Annotated in this window: 19 protein-coding genes; 17 read left to right on the top strand and 2 right to left on the bottom strand. The window is 37.1% G+C overall.

Features of this window, described 5'->3' with window-relative positions:
- Positions 1 to 19: 19 nt before the first annotated feature.
- From panB to EYB29_RS03305, 3 genes are read left to right on the top strand one after another with little or no spacing between them, the layout of a single operon-like run.
- Positions 20 to 823 (top strand): 3-methyl-2-oxobutanoate hydroxymethyltransferase, encoded by an 804-nt coding sequence (gene panB, locus EYB29_RS03295; RefSeq protein WP_026866534.1) that lies wholly within the window; start codon positions 20 to 22, stop codon positions 821 to 823.
- Positions 820 to 1,659, top strand: a complete 840-nt coding sequence (gene panC / locus EYB29_RS03300; RefSeq protein WP_026866533.1) for a pantoate--beta-alanine ligase — start codon at positions 820 to 822, stop codon at positions 1,657 to 1,659. The genes panB and panC overlap by 4 nt, the downstream gene beginning before the upstream one ends.
- A 15-nt stretch (positions 1,660 to 1,674) precedes the next feature.
- Positions 1,675 to 2,667 (top strand): CAP domain-containing protein, encoded by a 993-nt coding sequence (locus tag EYB29_RS03305; RefSeq protein WP_166626584.1) that lies wholly within the window; start codon positions 1,675 to 1,677, stop codon positions 2,665 to 2,667.
- Between the two features lie 58 nt (positions 2,668 to 2,725).
- On the opposite strand, the gene lexA is transcribed toward EYB29_RS03305, so the two are convergent.
- Positions 2,726 to 3,343: a transcriptional repressor LexA gene (gene lexA / locus EYB29_RS03310; RefSeq protein WP_026866531.1), complete on the bottom strand. Its 618-nt coding sequence runs from the start codon at positions 3,341 to 3,343 to the stop codon at positions 2,726 to 2,728.
- A gap of 142 nt (positions 3,344 to 3,485) precedes the next feature.
- On the opposite strand from lexA, the gene EYB29_RS03315 reads away from it, so the two are divergent.
- The 10 genes from EYB29_RS03315 to EYB29_RS03360 all read left to right on the top strand — a co-directional run bounded on the left by EYB29_RS03315 (position 3,486) and on the right by EYB29_RS03360 (position 15,050).
- Entirely contained in the window at positions 3,486 to 3,788 is a 303-nt protein-coding gene (locus EYB29_RS03315) for a hypothetical protein (RefSeq protein WP_026866530.1), read from the top strand.
- A 91-nt stretch (positions 3,789 to 3,879) separates the two neighbouring features.
- Positions 3,880 to 4,131, top strand: a complete 252-nt coding sequence (locus EYB29_RS03320) for a DUF896 domain-containing protein (RefSeq protein WP_026866529.1) — start codon at positions 3,880 to 3,882, stop codon at positions 4,129 to 4,131.
- A 1-nt stretch (position 4,132) separates the two neighbouring features.
- Positions 4,133 to 6,121, top strand: a complete 1,989-nt coding sequence (gene tkt / locus EYB29_RS03325; protein ID WP_166626585.1) for a transketolase — start codon at positions 4,133 to 4,135, stop codon at positions 6,119 to 6,121.
- A gap of 66 nt (positions 6,122 to 6,187) precedes the next feature.
- Positions 6,188 to 6,430, top strand: a complete 243-nt coding sequence (locus EYB29_RS03330; protein WP_026866527.1) for a YneF family protein — start codon at positions 6,188 to 6,190, stop codon at positions 6,428 to 6,430.
- Between the two features lie 168 nt (positions 6,431 to 6,598).
- On the top strand, positions 6,599 to 8,278 hold the full coding sequence (locus tag EYB29_RS03335) for a glutathione ABC transporter substrate-binding protein (RefSeq protein ID WP_026866526.1): 1,680 nt from the start codon (positions 6,599 to 6,601) through the stop codon (positions 8,276 to 8,278).
- Between the two features lie 176 nt (positions 8,279 to 8,454).
- A complete protein-coding gene (locus tag EYB29_RS03340) occupies positions 8,455 to 9,993 on the top strand; it encodes an AbgT family transporter (RefSeq protein ID WP_026866525.1) in 1,539 nt (512 codons plus the stop codon).
- Between the two features lie 223 nt (positions 9,994 to 10,216).
- Positions 10,217 to 11,992, top strand: coding sequence for an ABC transporter ATP-binding protein (locus EYB29_RS03345; protein WP_166626586.1), 1,776 nt, complete (start codon positions 10,217 to 10,219; stop codon positions 11,990 to 11,992).
- The gene (locus EYB29_RS03350) at positions 11,992 to 13,770 is read left to right on the top strand and encodes an ABC transporter ATP-binding protein (protein ID WP_166626587.1); all 1,779 of its coding nucleotides are present in this window, start codon (positions 11,992 to 11,994) and stop codon (positions 13,768 to 13,770) included. Before EYB29_RS03345 ends, EYB29_RS03350 begins: the two co-directional genes overlap by 1 nt.
- Before the next feature lie 79 nt (positions 13,771 to 13,849).
- Positions 13,850 to 14,554 carry a cytochrome c biogenesis CcdA family protein gene (locus EYB29_RS03355; protein ID WP_166626588.1) on the top strand — a complete coding sequence of 235 codons (705 nt, stop codon included), beginning with the start codon at positions 13,850 to 13,852 and terminating at the stop codon, positions 14,552 to 14,554.
- 1 nt (position 14,555) lies between these two features.
- The gene (locus EYB29_RS03360) at positions 14,556 to 15,050 is read left to right on the top strand and encodes a CcdC family protein (RefSeq protein WP_166626589.1); all 495 of its coding nucleotides are present in this window, start codon (positions 14,556 to 14,558) and stop codon (positions 15,048 to 15,050) included.
- Here the strand turns inward: EYB29_RS03360 and EYB29_RS03365 are convergent.
- Complete coding sequence (locus tag EYB29_RS03365) at positions 15,045 to 15,542, bottom strand: DUF2621 family protein (RefSeq protein WP_026866520.1); 498 nt, start codon at positions 15,540 to 15,542, stop codon at positions 15,045 to 15,047. The genes EYB29_RS03360 and EYB29_RS03365 overlap by 6 nt on opposite strands.
- Positions 15,543 to 15,641: 99 nt before the next feature.
- Between EYB29_RS03365 and EYB29_RS03370 the strand changes: the two genes are divergently transcribed.
- From EYB29_RS03370 to EYB29_RS03385, 4 genes are all read left to right on the top strand, one after another.
- Complete coding sequence (locus EYB29_RS03370; RefSeq protein WP_035856043.1) at positions 15,642 to 15,839, top strand: DUF1659 domain-containing protein; 198 nt, start codon at positions 15,642 to 15,644, stop codon at positions 15,837 to 15,839.
- Between the two features lie 22 nt (positions 15,840 to 15,861).
- On the top strand, positions 15,862 to 16,074 hold the full coding sequence (locus EYB29_RS03375) for a DUF2922 domain-containing protein (RefSeq protein ID WP_026866519.1): 213 nt from the start codon (positions 15,862 to 15,864) through the stop codon (positions 16,072 to 16,074).
- Positions 16,074 to 16,193, top strand: a complete 120-nt coding sequence (locus tag EYB29_RS03380) for a YvrJ family protein (protein ID WP_084145719.1) — start codon at positions 16,074 to 16,076, stop codon at positions 16,191 to 16,193. The genes EYB29_RS03375 and EYB29_RS03380 overlap by 1 nt, the downstream gene beginning before the upstream one ends.
- A gap of 99 nt (positions 16,194 to 16,292) precedes the next feature.
- The gene (locus EYB29_RS03385) at positions 16,293 to 17,408 is read left to right on the top strand and encodes an exonuclease SbcCD subunit D (RefSeq protein WP_166626590.1); all 1,116 of its coding nucleotides are present in this window, start codon (positions 16,293 to 16,295) and stop codon (positions 17,406 to 17,408) included.
- The last annotated feature ends 3 nt before the right edge of the window (positions 17,409 to 17,411 follow it).

A 17,411-nucleotide genomic window follows, 5' to 3' on the forward strand; every position in this document is an offset into this window, starting at 1 on the left:
TTCAGAAAGTAGGGAAACTATGAAATCGACTGCGGACTTAATCAACATGAAGCACGATGACAAAATTGTCATGGTAACTGCCTATGACTATCCTTCAGCTAAGTCTTGTGAGGCGGCTGGTGTCGATATTATACTTGTTGGAGATTCACTAGGTATGGTAGTGCTTGGTTATGATTCTCCTGTTAAGGTGACCTTGGCTGACATGATTCACCATACTAAGGCAGCACGCCGTGGTGCAAATGACACATATATTATTGCAGACATGCCTTTTGGATCTTATCATGGTGATGTTAATCAAGCGATTAGTAATGGTATACAGCTATACCAGGAATCGAATGCGAACATGCTTAAATTAGAAGGTTCGGCGCGTGTTGATGTTATTGAAGGTCTAATTAAGGCAGGCATACCGGTATGTGGACACCTAGGTTTAACGCCGCAACATGTCGGTATTACTGGCTTTAAAATGCAGGCTGGAGATACAGATCAGGCTGAACAATTAATAGAAGATGCGAAAACTTTAGAGTCAATTGGTGTATCAATGATGGTTTTAGAAGCGATTCCGAGCGATCTTGCTAAAAGAGTGACAGAGGCAGTCAGAATACCGACTATTGGTATCGGTGCAGGTGTTGACACAGATGGACAAGTACTTGTCTACCATGACTTACTTCAGTATGGGTCAGACAGATTACCGAAGTTTGTTAAAAAATTTGGTAATCTAACAGAACCAGCGGTGTCCGGCTTAAAAGCCTACCGAGATGAAGTAAAGAATGGCACTTTCCCAGATGAAGAAACCACTTATAAGAAGCGGGTGTACGAAGCGTGAAACACAGTGTAATGATTGACGAAACTAGAGAAATTTTAAGTGAATATAAGGGTCAGACTGTTGGCCTTGTTCCGACAATGGGCGCACTACATGAAGGACACGGAGCCTTAATCCAAGCTGCCAAAGAAGCTTGTGATATCGTTGTCGTCAGTATCTTTTTAAATCCTTTACAGTTTGGACCAGATGAAGATTTTGAAAGCTATCCCAAAGATTTAAAAGGAGACTTAGCTTTATGTGAAAGCTACGGCGTGGATCTTGTCTTTGCACCTAGTGAAAAGGTGATGTACCCATGTGAAATGGAATTTAACATCGGTATTAAATCAATGGCAAATCTACTTGATGGTGTAAAACGTCCGGGTCATTTTGAAGGTGTCGTCACTGTAGTGAGTAAGTTGTTTAATATTATTCAACCAGCTATGGCGTTTTTTGGAGAGAAGGACCGCCAGCAACTTATGATTATCAAACGTTATGTTCAAGATTTTAATGTGCCAGTTAAAATTCAAGACGTTCCAACAAAAAGAGAAGAGAGTGGACTTGCAAGAAGTTCAAGAAATGTGAATTTAACAGCAACGGAATATCAAGAAGCACCGAACATTTACCAAGCATTAAAGATGGCGAGTCTGAAAATTAAAGACGGTGAAACCAATGTCGATAAAATCCAATCATTGATTAAGATCCATATCGAACAAAATACGAGTGGGTCAATTGATGATTTAGCAATCTACAGGGCTGATAATCTTGGTGAACTTAATGAAATTGACAGTGATGTTATCATATTCATAGCGGTACAATTTTCTAAAGCACGTCTCATCGATAATTTATACGTCAGTATTTAGAGGGGAATAGTTTGAATGAATTGGATACGACGCGCACTTGGATTAGTAATTTTATATTTGGTAGTGGTTTTTATCGTACCAGTCATTCAATCTTATGATTTTAGAAATGGGTTGAACGAAGATTACTTCAGTCATTGGTTTGAAGGCCACTTCATACCCAGTTATGATACGACGAAGATTGAAAAGGTTTATGGTAGTCAAGAAACCAACATTGATTATTCCTTAGGTTCTTCAGTGACGACAGAAGGGGAAACTGTTTTAAACTCCGAGTACGAAGGTGTTTTTGTGATTAAAAATGAGCCTGGTGCTTTTCACATGTTACTCGTAAGAGACGGAGAACTGACTGGTGGATATACTAATTCACCAAACGTATCACTCGGCAAGATGAGTATAGACAAGATGACTCGAGAAAAGGCCAGAGAAACTTACGGTGAACCGGTGGAGTATGTTAGAAAGCAGTGGAAACGACTGAAAGTAGAAAATGAAGAATATGATGTCTTTGATGTCGGAAATTACTATGTCTACTTCTTTTATGATATTCATGAAGGCTATCAAGCCAATGGTATGCTTGTCTTACATAAGGACGAGATTATTGATATCAGTGAACTGTATAACCATCCATCAATAGAAGATAATGAACTCATGCACTATTATCTCTTAAATGCTACACGTTATGAATACGGCTATGGCATGTTAGATAGAAATGCCGAAGTGGATAATGTTGCTTACTATCACAGTGTAGACATGGCGGAACGTAAGTTCTTTAATCATGATAATCCTGATGGAAATGGTCTAAAGGAAAGGTTGGAAAGAGAAAATGTGAGGTATACCTATGCTGGTGAAAATATCGCAACAGGACATACTTCTCCAATATTCGCTCACCACAGTCTTTTAAACTCACCATCTCACAGAGTGAATATTTTAAATGATAAGTTCACATCAGTGGGCATAGGGATTGAGTATGATCAGGAACAAGTGCCTTTTTATACTGAAAACTTTTTACAATAATAAATAATGTATAGAGAAACACTCAGAATCTTTTCTTTAAGATTCTGAGTGTTTTTTGTTAAATAAATTCTCTAAATAAACCAACCACTTTGCCTAAGACACTCACATTATCAAGGAATATTGGTTCCATTGTAGAATTTTCAGGTTGTAAACGATAGTACCCTTTTTCCTTATAGAAACGTTTAACTGTTGCTTCATCTTCATCAGTCATGGCAACAATAATTTCACCGTTATGTGCAATGTTTTGCTTGCGAACAATGACTCTGTCACCATCATGTATGCCAGCTTCAATCATACTATCACCAACAACATTTAATAAGAAGATTTCACTATTATGGTTGGCAGTAAAATGTTCTGGGAGGGGGAAGTATTCTTCAACATTTTCCACGGCTGTTATCGGTAAACCAGCTGTGACCTTACCAAGGACAGGCACGTGAATAACCGGAGATTCATTTACATCTGATTCTTGCACGATTTCAATCGCACGTGGTTTGGTAGGATCACGTTTAATGTAGCCCTTACTTTCTAGTTTAGCGAGATGCCCATGTACGGTTGAGCTGGATTGTAGACCTACTGCATTACCAATCTCTCTAACGCTTGGTGGATATCCCTTATCGTTAACGTTTCTTTTTATAAACTGAAATATATCTTTTTGTCTCTCTGTTAAATCTTTCATCATTTTACCTCCAACCTTATGTTAATTAAATTTTACCATATTGTAAGTACGCTTACAAACATTTGTTCGTATAATTGTTGACTAAGAACAAGTGTTCTGTTATATTATTAATACAAACATTTGTTCGAAGGAGAGAATGTAAATGACAATTAAAGAATTGAAATCATTGATGGGATTGTTTACCGTGACGTTGAGTCTAGTGCTTTTATATAGTTTTACTAATACGGAACAAGTAGAGGGAGAGAACGTTTATTCTTCTGAAACTACAGCGAGTACAGAAGTTGTAAATGAAATGGATAGCGAACAAGAAGCGAACACTTTGGTGTCTGAAGCAAATGAAAATATCTTAGAGGAAGAACTCGTGAGTGGTGTGGTTCATACAGGTCTATTGGCAAATCGAATGACAGAACACTTCATGAATTATGAGGTTTCGAGTGTAAAATAGATATATTGTGAGTTTATTCTCAAAAAGAGTGCAGGACCGTTTGGTTTCTGCACTCTTTTTGTGGTAAATTATATGAGAAAGGATGACGCTTATGTTAGATGATGACAAGATTAAAAACCTCAATTCACTTGCAAGAAAGAAAAAGGAAAATAATATTTCTGAATCTGAAATGCGAGAGCTGACTAAATTGAGAAAAGAATATCTATCAAACTTTAGAAATTCTTTTAGAAATCACATTGAAAGTACTAAGGTCATTGATCCTGAGGGTAATGATGTTACGCCCCAAAAGGTCAAAGATATAAAAGCACAAAAAAACAATGATAGTGATAAAGGAGACAAATGATATGTCATTTGATAAGACGGATTTACTCGCAATAAATACCATTAGATCTTTAAGCATTGATGCAATTGAGAAGGCAAATTCAGGTCACCCCGGTTTACCTATGGGTGCGGCACCAATGGCTTACGTATTATGGCAGAAGCACTTGAACTTCAACCCTAAAAATGTAAATTGGTTTAACAGAGACCGCTTTGTGTTAAGTGCTGGTCATGGTTCAATGTTGATTTACAGCTTATTACACTTATCGGGTATTCTAGAAATGGATGACTTAAAAGAGTTCAGACAGTATGAATCTAAAACGCCAGGACACCCTGAATTTAAACATACAGAAGGTGTTGAGGTAACGACTGGCCCACTTGGTCAAGGTTTTGCAATGAGTGTCGGTATGGCGATGGCAGAAACTCATTTAGCTGCAACATTTAATTCTGAGGATAATAATGGACTTGTTGATCACTATACATATGTACTTGCATCTGATGGTGATTTAATGGAAGGGATCTCTCATGAGGCTGCTTCTCTAGCTGGTCACCTAGGTTTAGGTAAATTAATCGTCCTTTATGATTCTAATGATATTTCCTTAGATGGTGATTTAGACAAGAGTTTCTCAGAGAACGTAGCTGAGCGTTTCAAAGCTTACAACTGGGACTATATCCGAGTCAATGATGGTAATGATTTAGATGAAATTGACCGTGCTATTGAACAGGCTAAAACAACAAATCAACCTTCATTAATTGAAGTGAAAACTGTAATTGGCTACGGGGCACCGACGAAGTCTGGTAAGTCAGATTCACACGGGGCGCCACTTGGTGAAGATGAGCGTCGTGGTGCATTTGAAGCATACGGCCTAGATCACACACAAACATTTGTCGCTGATGACAGTGTTTACGAACGTTTCAAGGAGACGTTAGCTGCTCGAGGTCAGGAAAAAGAAGACGCATGGAATTCATTAGTGGATAACTTTAAGAATGAAAATAGTGATCTTCATCAACAATTTATGGATGCAATTCACCGTAAGCTTCCAGAAGGCTACAGTGATGAACTACCAACTTATGAAGCAGGAAGTAAAAAGGCAACACGTGGTAATTCTGGAGATATGATTCAAGCATTGTCTAAATCAATCCCAACTTTCTTCGGTGGTGCAGCGGACTTAGCAGGTAGTAACAAAACAAATGTTAAGGATGCAACAGACTACTCAAAAGACAATTACGCTGGGCGTAATGTTTGGTTTGGTGTGAGAGAGTTTGCAATGGCGGCTGCCTTAAATGGTATGGCTGCGCATGGTGGCGTTTATCCATACGGCGGTACATTCTTCGTATTTTCTGATTACTTAAAACCAGCGGTACGTTTAAGTGCCTTAATGAAATTACCTGTAACTTATGTATTAACACATGATTCAATTGCTGTAGGGGAAGATGGACCAACCCATGAACCTATCGAACAGTTGGCAGGCTTACGTGCAATTCCAAACTTAAACGTGATTCGTCCAGCTGATGGCAATGAAACACGTGAAGCATGGAAAGTTGCATTGGAATCAGAAGATACACCGACAGCATTGGTGTTAACACGTCAAGATATCGAAGTGTTAAATGTATCAAGTGAAGCTGTATCTGAAGGTGTTCAAAAAGGTGGCTATATCGTCTATGATGGTGGTGATGATGGGATTGTCTTTGCGACTGGTAGTGAAGTGGCCTTAGCTGTTAATACAGCGAAACAACTTAAAGAAGAAGGCATGAATATTAAAGTAGCATCTATACCTAATGTTCAAGCATTCTTACAACAAGACGAAGCTTATATTGAGTCAGTTCTAAATACAAATATTGAAAATCGTACAGCAGTTGAAATGGCTGCAAGTCATGGTTGGCATAGATTTGTTGGTATCAAAGGAAAACTACTGACGATTGATACTTTTGGTGCGAGTGCACCTGGCGGTGAAGTTGTAGAACGTTACGGATTCACAGTCGATAACTTAGCTCGCATTATCCGTGACAAATAAACATTGAATTTAGATGTTTGATATTGTAAACTAAATAGTGGTTTACACGGGAAAGAGGTGAGCATTTTGGCGACTTGGATATGGATACTAATTGTAATTGTAGCCCTCATTGGTGGTTTTGCATTAGGATTTTGGATCTCTAGAAAATACATGATGGATTATTTGGAGAAGAACCCTCCTATTAATGAAGACATGCTCAGAATCATGATGATGCAAATGGGACAAAAACCATCTCAGAAGAAAATTAATCAGATGTTGAGCATGATGAATAAATCATCTGAACAAGCAAAAAAAGGCACAAAAAAGTAAATTAAAATGAGTGAGTAGGCTCATGCGTAAAAGAAGCCCTGAAATCCGTATGGATTTCAGGGCTTCTTTCATTCTATTATATTTACTTCTGTGAATTTTACAAATATATTGAAAATTGGTAATAAACATGCATATAATAGATTATCAAGCAAAAGGGGGAAAACAGCAATGAATAAGCAAAAGTTTTTGGCGTTTTTTGTAATCGCTTTCTTGTTTATTTTATCAGCATGTTCGAGTGATGAAAATGTAGATGAAGCAGCAAGCGGTGAAGAAGGGGCTGAAGGTGGAAACACGGGTGATTTAACTGTAGGGACATTGGCGGATGTTGTATCGCTAGATTTACATGGTTCTAACGACTCTGCATCAAGTCAGGTAAGAACAAATATCTATGAAAGATTATTAAATCAAGATGTGAATATGGAATTACAACCAGGGCTCGCAACAGAATTTGAACAAGTCGATGAAACAACATGGAATTTCAAATTACGTGAAGGGACAACTTTCCATGGTGGTGAAGACTTTACTGCTGAAGATGTAGTTGCTACTTTTGACAGAGTGAGGGATGAAGCACTTGCTTCACCGGTTTTATTCTTGTATGAAATGATTGATGAAATTGAAGTAGTCAATGATTATGAAATCAATATACATACCACAATTCCATTTGCACCATTAGCTAGCCACTTAGCACATAGTACTGCGGGAATTATGCCTAAAGAATTAATCGATAGTGATTATCAAGCAGCCCTAGATGCGGCTGGAAATGATATGAGTTTAGAAGAGTATTATGAAGCACGTGATAGTGGAAGTGACGCATATGAAGAAATTAAGGATGACTTAGGTGAGCACTTAGGTACTGTAATTGGTTCTGAACCTAACGGTACTAACCATATGCAATTTGTATCACGTAGTGCAGGAGATTCAGTAACACTTGAGCGCTTTGACGACTTCCAAGGTGGCGATCGTTACTTTGAAACTGTTGAGTTTAGAGTCATTCCTGAAACTGGTTCTAGAATTGCAGAATTAGAAACAGGTGGTATTCAAATAGCGACAGATATTGATTCTTCAAACGTAGACCGTGTTGAAAATGGATCAGACACAGCTTTAGAAATTAAAGATTCAGTACGTATGTCATACTTAGGATTTAATACAGAGAAAGAGCCTTTCAATGATCCAAAAGTAAGACAAGCAATTTCATACGCTATTGACCGTGAAGAAATCGTAGCCGGTGTGTATGATGGTATGGGAATTCCAGCGAAAGGACCATTGGCGCCTGATGTATGGGGCTATAATGAAGACCTTGAAGGTGTTGAATTTGATTTAGAAAAAGCGAAAGAACTACTAGCTGAAACAGATGTGGCAGATGGATTCTCAACAACGCTTTGGGTAAATGATGATCAGCAAATTATTGATACAGCTGTTTATATCCAAAACAAACTTTCAGAGCTCAATATCGATGTTCAAGTTGAGCAATTTGAGTGGGGTGCATATCTTGAGACCTTAGCAAATGGTGATCACGATATGTTCATCCTAGGATGGACGACTGTTACAGGGGATGCGGACTATGGTCTATATGCCTTGTTCCACTCTAAGAATATTGGTGCTGCAGGGAACCGTTCATTCTATGCAAACGATGAGGTCGATGAATTATTAGACGCTGGCCGTGCTGAAGTCGATGAAGCTGCCCGCCAAGAAGTTTATACTGAAGTCGAAGAAATCTTAGTCGAAGAAGTTCCAGCATCATATCTTTTCCATGCTCAATTTGCTGTTGGTTATAATAGCACAGAAGTGAGTGGGGTGGAGATTGATCCGACAGGTCGAATTCACTTTGATAATGTATCATTTAATTAAAAAGTGTAACAAGACTCTCGATAACCGAACAGGTCGTCGAGAGTTTTTGTTATTGAGAATAGTATACCTATTTAACTCTAGAAAACGTATTCAACAATTAACATAGTATTACTTAGTAGCGAAAAGTAAGTGCCCTGTGTATAATAATTTAGTATTCTAATAATGAGGAGCTTTCTATGAATAATTCACTTAAAGAAAAACGCTCTATTTTAGATTGGATTGAATATGGGGGAAATAAGTTACCGCATCCTGTTACTATATTTTTAATTTTTACATTACTCGTAATTATTATTTCTCATATTGCTTATCTATTTGGAGTCACTGTATCGTATACAGGTGTAAATCCTGAAACTGGAAATCAAGAGAAACTTAATGTTGAAGTCGTTAGTCTACTAACCACTGATGGCATTCGCTATATTTTTACTAGTGTTGTTGAGAACTTTACGACTTTCGTCGCTTTAGGTCCTGTACTTGTGGCTATGTTAGGTGTTGGAGTAGCTGAGAAAAGTGGTTACATAAGTGCCTTAATGACTAATGTCGTAACGAAAGCACCTAAGATATTTATCACACCAATTGTTGTTTTTATGGGTGTAATGTCCAACGTTGCAGCAAGTGTAGGTTATGTTGTTTTAGTGCCACTTGGAGCAATCATCTTCCTAGGGTTTAGACGTCATCCATTAGCAGGACTTGCAGCAGCCTTTGCAGGTGTTGCAGGCGGCTATTCAGCAAACTTACTCATCGGTACAAATGATCCGCTTTTAGCAGGAATTACAACAGAAGCGGCAGCAATTTTAGATACTTCATATATTGTTGAAGCGACTGATAACTGGTATTTTATGTTTGCATCGACTTTCTTAGTTGTAATTTTAGGTACAATTATTACAGATAAAGTAATTGAACCAAGATTAGGTGCTTATAATTTTGATAAAGATCAAAATAGCCCAGATGATTATCTTACAAGTAGAGAAACTAAAGCATTAAGATGGGCGAATGTAGCTGCAGTGTTAACTATAATCGGAATACTTGCACTTGTTGCCTTCCCTAATTCACCTTTACGTGGTGATGACGGCGGCATAATCGGTTCACCGTTCATATCAAGTATCATTTTCATTATGATGTTAGTATTCTTAATACCAGGTTTGGTTTACGGTTTTATTAATAAGACGATTAGAAACGATAAAGACGCAGTACAGCTAATGGATTCATCTATTTCGACTATGGCAGGCTTTATTGTCTTGATATTTTTTGCCGCACAGTTTGTTGCACTCTTTACTTATTCGAATTTAGGTACAGTTATTGCTGTTAATGGTGCACAACTTTTAGAAAGCATGGATATTGGTGTGATTCCTGTGCTTGTTACATTTATCTTGGTCTCTGCAATTATTGACATCGTAATCGCTGCAGACTCTGCTAAATGGGCAATTATGGCGCCGATTTTTGTGCCGATGTTTATGCAGCTTGGTATCGCTCCGGAAGTGAGTCAAGCCGCATATAGAATTGGAGACTCAACTACGAATGTTGTTTCACCACTCATGCCGTTCTTCCCATTAATTGTCGCTTTCGCACAACGATATGGTAAGAACAACGGTATTGGTACAGTTGTGTCGCTCATGCTTCCATACTCAATTATTTTCTTAATTACTTGGATTATCTTGTTTGTTGTTTGGTATCTATTTGGTATTCCATTTGGACCAGGTGCAAGCATTTCATATTAAAGTTTTTCCCACTTGGTGATTACCAGGTGGGATTTTTTGTTTCAAGCATTAGCTGTGCTGGGATAGAGAAACGACGGCACGTATTCTGATTTAGTGACCTTGACGAAGGTCCACTTTAATAATGTTGGCAAAATACAGAATATCCATCTCAAGTATTATTTCATAATCCGAAATATATGGTAAAATTTGAAGTGATATTGGGGTTAAAAAGGGGATGGTTTTCATGAGAGTATTCAAGGATTTATGGTGGTTTTTTTCAAGTGAGAAAAAAAGTTATTTGATAGGCTTATTGATGCTGATTTTAGTCGCTTTATTAGAACTGGTACCACCTCAGATTATCGGTCGCTTTATAGATGGTATTACAATGGAGACGCTCACAGTAAATACATTGTTCATGTTCGCCGGTATATTGCTGTTAGTTGCAATACTCGCATACATATTTAGATTTTTCTGGCGGGTCATGATTTTTGGTGCGGCAAATAGACTGGGAAAATTGTTAAGAAAGACCTTATTCAAAAAGTATTCTGATATGTCTCCGACATTTTTTGGTAAAAGACGTACGGGTGACTTAATGGCACATGCAACAAATGATATTAATGCTGTTCAAATGACCGCAGGTCAAGGCATATTAACCATAGCGGACTCAATTATTATGGGCACTGCAGTCTTAGTCACAATGGCAGTGACAGTGAGTCCTAAATTGACCTTAATTGCTTTGATTCCACTTCCCTTTATGGTCATACTAACGAGTTACTATGGTTCAGTATTAAGCCGTTTATTCAGAGTGGCACAAGCTGCTTTTTCTTCACTGAACGATAAAAGTCAGGAATCTGTCGCGGGTGTCAAAGTGATTAAAACATTCGGATATGAAAAAGATGATTTGAAAGACTTTGAAGACTTATCTGAAGATGTGGTAAATAAAAACTTAAAAGTTGCGAAAGTAGATGCATTATTTGATCCAACGATTACTTTAATTATTGCAATTTCTTATTTCCTATCCATATTTTTCGGGGCGAGGATGGTAATCAATGAAGAAATTAGTCTCGGTCAATTAGTCACTTTTACAACTTACTTAGGTATGATGATTTGGCCGCTTTTAGCACTCGGTTGGTTCTTTAATCTAATGGAACGTGGAAAAGCTTCTTACGACAGAATCGAAGAGGTGCTTCAAACAAAAAGTGGCATAGGAACGAATTTTACTACGCGTCAGCTACCTAAGGGCGACATCGTATTTGATATTGATCAATTTAAGTTCGATGGGTCTGATGACAGTGCTTTAACGGATATATCCTTCACATTAAAGCCGGGTCAAACTTTAGGGATAGTCGGTAGAACGGGGTCTGGAAAGAGTGCGATTATCAGACTTTTACTAAGAGAATATGATACCGACTCAGATAGTCTTATTTCTATAGGTGGCGTCAATATTAAAGATATTGAGATTTCTAGTTTAAGAGAGAAGTTTGGTTATGTACCACAAGATAATTTCTTATTCTCAACAACCATAAGAAATAATATTGCCTTTACTGATCCAACATTAAACGATAAGACGATCCATAAGGCAGCAGATTTAGCATATATTCACAATGATATTATGGATTTTCACAACGGTTACGAAACCATCGTTGGTGAACGTGGTGTGTCCTTGTCGGGAGGTCAGAAACAAAGAATTTCAATTGCGAGAGCACTGATTCAATCACCTGATATTTTAATCCTTGATGATTCCTTATCTGCAGTCGATGCGGAAACTGAAAAGGCGATTTTAGCTAATATTAAGAAGGTAAGAAGTGATAAGACAAATATTATTACTGCCCACCGGATGAGTGCAGTCAGAGATGCAGATTTAATATTAGTCATGGAGGATGGACACATTGCTGAACGCGGCAATCATGAAGCTCTGATGCAGAACAATGGTTGGTATCAAGAAACCTTCCGTGCCCAGTCATTAAAAGAAAGTTTAAATGATGCGCTAAATGACTCTCTAGAAAGGGGGAGAGATTAATGGAAGCACAAACTGAAATCCTTACATTAACACTCAAAGATCAGCTGAGAGTCTTGTTAAGACTACTAAAGTATACACTTCCATTTAAAGGATTAATCGCACTTTGTGTATTAATGCTCGTGACATCCACAGTCATGGGTGTAATGACCCCTTATTTGGTCATGATTTTTATTGATAATTATTTAACATTATCATATTTTCCTGAAGCGGATATAATGTGGCTGATTATTGCTTTTATTATGGTAAACCTCATTGCAATCGTCACAACCTACGCTCAAATCTACTATTTGCAAAAACTGGCCTTAAAAGTTATACAACAACTGAGAATTGATACGTTTGAAAAGGTCGGTAACCTTGGTATGAAGTATTTCGATAAAGTGCCGTCAGGTAGTGTGGTTTCTAGATTAACCAACGATACCCAGGCCATCGTTGATATGTTTACCAATGTACTTGGAACATTCCTAATGGCATTGTTTATGGTCGTTTCATCTTTTGTGATGATGTTTATATTAGATGTAAAGCTCGCATTTATTGGACTAATTTTTATGCCATTAATCATCTTGATTTTACTCGTCTATAGAAAATATTCTGCTAAATATTTCTCGCATGCTAGAGCACTTTTAAGTGATATGAATGCGAAGATTGCAGAATCAATAGAAGGTATGAAGATCATTCAAGTATTTAATCAGGAAGCACGTTTACAACAGGAGTTTGAAGCAATCAATGAATCTCACTATAAATATAATATGCAAAACATAAAGCTCGATGGGCTTCTATTAAGACCAGCCATCGATATGATTTATATTCTATCAATCATTGTCATTTTGACTTATTTTGGTTTTCTAAGTTTTGAAACATCTGTTACAGCTGGTGTAATATTCGCCTTTATTCAGTATATGGAACGCTTTTTTGAACCGATTAATCAGGTGAGTATGAGTTTAAATATTTTCCAGCAGGCACTTGTTGCAGCGAGTAGGGTATTTACCTTAATGGATGATGACAGACTAGAACCCGCTCAAAATAATGAGGGAACAGGACAAATTACTGATGGAGTGGTCGAGTTTAAAAATGTGACATTCTCTTATGATGGTAAGAATGATGTGTTAAAAGATATAACTTTCACCGTTCCAAAAGGGACGACAACTGCACTTGTCGGTCATACGGGCTCTGGTAAAAGTTCGATTATTAATTTAATCATGCGTTTTTATGAATTTAATCAAGGTGAAATTTCAATTGATGGCACATCGATTAAATCATTCGACAAACAAGACATGAAGAATAACATCGGTCTCGTCTTACAAGATCCCTTTATCTTTTACGGGACAGTACGTTCAAATATAGAATTGTATGATAGTCAAATGACTATAGATAAAGTTCAATGGGCAGCAGATTTTGTTAATGCTGATAGTTTCATTAATAAGCTACCGAACCGCTATGATGAAAAGGTCACGGAGAAAGGTACTGACTTTTCTAGTGGGGAACGTCAATTACTGGCCTTTGCACGTACCATGGCTAAGGAACCAAAAATTTTAATATTGGATGAAGCAACAGCGAACATTGACTCAACGACAGAAACCGTCATACAAACATCTCTTCAAAAGATGCGCACGGGACGAACGACCTTGGCGATTGCCCACCGACTTTCTACAATTCAAGATGCTGATGAGATACTTGTTTTAAACAAGGGGGAAATAGTTGAAAGAGGCGACCATGATGAACTGGTGAAATTAAATGGTATTTACTTTAAAATGTATCAATTACAAAACAGTCAACAATAATTTGTCATAAATAAGCTCGAATAAGCATTCATCACCCCCTTTAGATTTGATATACTATTTCTGAATGGGGGTATTTTTAATGGGTTCAGAAGTAACATTCTTTCTCGCCTTTGGTGCTGGTGTGCTAAGCTTTGTGTCCCCTTGTGTACTGCCGGTATTTCCTGCATTTGTGTCGTATATTACCGGGATGAGCTATAACGAGATTGAGAAACAGCAATTCAATGGAAGAGCCATTTTACATACATTGTTTTTCTTAATAGGATTTAGCTTAATCTATATTGCCTTAGGATTTGGAACATCATTTTTAGGTGGATACTTAGTTGAGTACGGAAATCTCATTAGACAAATTGGCGCAATACTTATCGTCGTTTTCGGTCTAGTGATTAGCGGAGTCTTAAAGTTTGATTTCCTAATGAAAAACCACAAGGTGGAATTTAAAAATAGACCGTCAGGATTTATCGGGTCTATATTAATTGGTATGGCTTTTGGTGCAGGTTGGACACCATGTAATGGTCCAATTATTGGTGCAATATTCGCCATGAGTGCAACTGAGCCTAACAATGCTTTGATGTTAATGCTCGTTTATTGTGTTGGTTTTGGTATTCCATTCTTTGTCTTAAGTTTCTTTGTATCTAAGACGAGATGGATGCTCAAGTATTCTGGTAAGATTATGAAAATTGGTGGCGTCATCATGATCTTAATGGGAATCTTGTTATATTTTGATGGTCTAACTCAAATTATCATTTGGTTACAGCCATTCTTTGGAGAATTCCAAGGATTCTAAGATGCTAGAATTTTTAAAATCAATTGAAGATACATTGTTCATGATTGCATCGTTAGGTGCAGTCGTGATGGGTATCCTAGTCATTGTCATTCGCCAAAAGGCAAGTAAGACGCCATTGACAATGAAGAAGATACTGATTCCACCTGTTGCAATGTCAACTGGTGCATTAATGTTTGTCTTCCCATACTTTAGATTATCACCACTTCATATCTTTGAGTCAGTTTTAATCGGTCTCTTATTTTCTATTGTTATTATATGGACGACGAAGTATGAAGTTAAGGCTGATGATTTATATGTGAGAACGACAAAAGCTTTTCCAATTATTTTAATGTCATTATTAATTCTAAGAATTGCTTTAAAATATATATTTTCACTGTCCACGACACCAGGAGAAATGGGCGGCATGTTTTTCTTACTTGCCTTTGTAATGATTCTATTGTGGCGGTTATCCATGTTAATGAAATTAATGAAATTCAAAAAACAGCAGTCCCTATGAGGGTCTGCTGTTAATTTTTTCTGTCTGTTCGAATATAGAGAACTTCTGTTTCTCATCATCTGCATATTCAAAGAGATCTAAGTACGGTGTGTAATCTATATCAAGTTGCTTTAATTTTTTCTTCATGAACTTATGGTCTTTTTTAGGTGTTGCAATAATATAACCCTTCATGATCTGATCGAGTTCTATTGTTTTAACTTTCTCATCTAGTGCAATCTTAGAAATCCTACCGGCAATTCTTTCTTTAGCGACATCTCTAAAGAGCTCTGGAACTGGACTGACTAATTCATTCAACAAGGCTTTAGCATCTTCATTCCATAAGGGAAGCGCCTGTTCAATATAATAGTCCTGCCAATCTAATTCTGAGTAGCCGTCACCTTTTGGCATTCTGCGAAGAAACTTTCGGAACATGAAAAATCCACCAATGGTCATTAAGCCCAACATGATAAAGGTCCAGATTGCGATTAGAATCATAAAAACATCAAATGACATCTTCTTCACCTCTCACTTATCTCACATTATACCGTCTTTAAAATCTTTTTGTCCATTTAATAATTTGTGACGATATATAGAGTGAAGGGAGGTGAAGACATGATAAAGAACATGAGCCTTAAAATGTTTCATTTTGTCACAGATGAGTCGGGTAAAGATGTGACAAAATCAAGAAGTTTGAACAACCTGAACACTGATGGTACAGATGCGAATTTGAATGCCTTAGCTGCAGTCTATGAAAGTTTAACAGGAGAATCTTATTACAACATTGAAAAAGTTATCACTCATGTAGTCTAAAAAATAAAAAGGAGAAATTAAAATGACTGAAAAATTAGTATTAGTATTTACCACTAACGAAGACAAACGTTTTACATTAACGATTAATAACCCTAAAGAAGGTATTACGGCTGCAGAGGTTGAAGCTGAGGCACAAAAGATTATTGATGAAGATATCCTACGTCCAAATCAAGGCATTCCAGTTTCTCTATATTCAGCTAAAATTGTAAACACTGCAACAACAGTCCTTAAATAATGGATTGGTTACCATTCGTCAGTGATTTGGGCTTCCCTGCGGTCATTACATTCTTTTTACTCCACAGAGTGGAAAACAAATTGGATGATTTAATTATTACGATTCAAAGTCTCAAATAAACGACGCCACATTCAATAATATATTGAGTGTGGTTTTTTATATATCTTCATATCGTTTAAACATATAAATATGTATAATGACTGTAAGAGGTGACCATCATGCGAATATTACATACTGGGGACTGGCATATCGGTAGAAAAATGAATGGTTTAGATTTAATAGATGACCAGCGTTATATATTAGACCAACTACAAGAAGCGATCGAAGACAATCAAATTGATACTGTTGTCGTTGCTGGTGATATATTTGATCGTGTAAACCCTTCACAAAGCGCTTTAAAGCTAGCTAACGATACGCTATATAAAATAAATATAGAACTCGGCAAAAATCTTATCGTTATATCAGGAAATCATGACAGCCGTGAAAGAATCAATTACGGTAGTGAGTGGTTTAAAGCAACTGATTTTTATATAAATACAGACCTTTCTAAGGTTGCTGAGCCTGTGACAATTGACGATGTTGATTTTTATCTTGTACCGCATGTTGAAGTGCTAGAAGCACGAGTGTATTTTAATGATGATACGATCCAAACTCATCAAGATGCATATGAAAATATCGTAAAAGAAATTAATAAACATATGAATAAAGAACAGACAAATGTTTTAGTTGGCCATTTATATCTAAATGGAAGTATAGAAAGTGACTCTGAGAGACCTTTATCTATGGGGCTGAGTGAGGCAGTGAGTGCGGATGTCTTTAGTGATTTTGACTACACCTTACTCGGTCACTTACACCATCCTTTTGCAGTGGATCATGGGACTGCATTTTATAGTGGGTCTTTACTGAAGTACTCATTTTCTGAAACGAATCAGCCGAAGGGCTATAGAATTATTGACACTAAGAAAAAAGAAGTGACCTTCGCACCCATAAAACCGCTACATGAAGTGAAGGTTTACAGTGGAGATTATGAGGATTTAATCAAGCAAAAAGTGACTTTCGACGATGACCAAGCCTATTTTAAGTTTGAGCTATCCAATATGTCTTATGTCAATGAGCCGATGAGTAAAATTAAGCTACTATATCCGAACACTTTAGAGTTAAAACCATTAATTGAAGACGTGGCAAGTGACCTTGAAGCGGTGGATATTTCTACAACTTCTGATATTGAAATTTATGAATCATTTATAGAACACACATTTGACCGAACAATGACTGACTTTGATAAGGACATGTTCGATCAACACTTTGCAGGTGAAGACAATGAAACTGAGTAAATT

This window comes from Jeotgalicoccus sp. S0W5 (assembly GCF_011634875.1).
In the GTDB taxonomy this organism is placed as follows: domain Bacteria; phylum Bacillota; class Bacilli; order Staphylococcales; family Salinicoccaceae; genus Jeotgalicoccus; species Jeotgalicoccus marinus.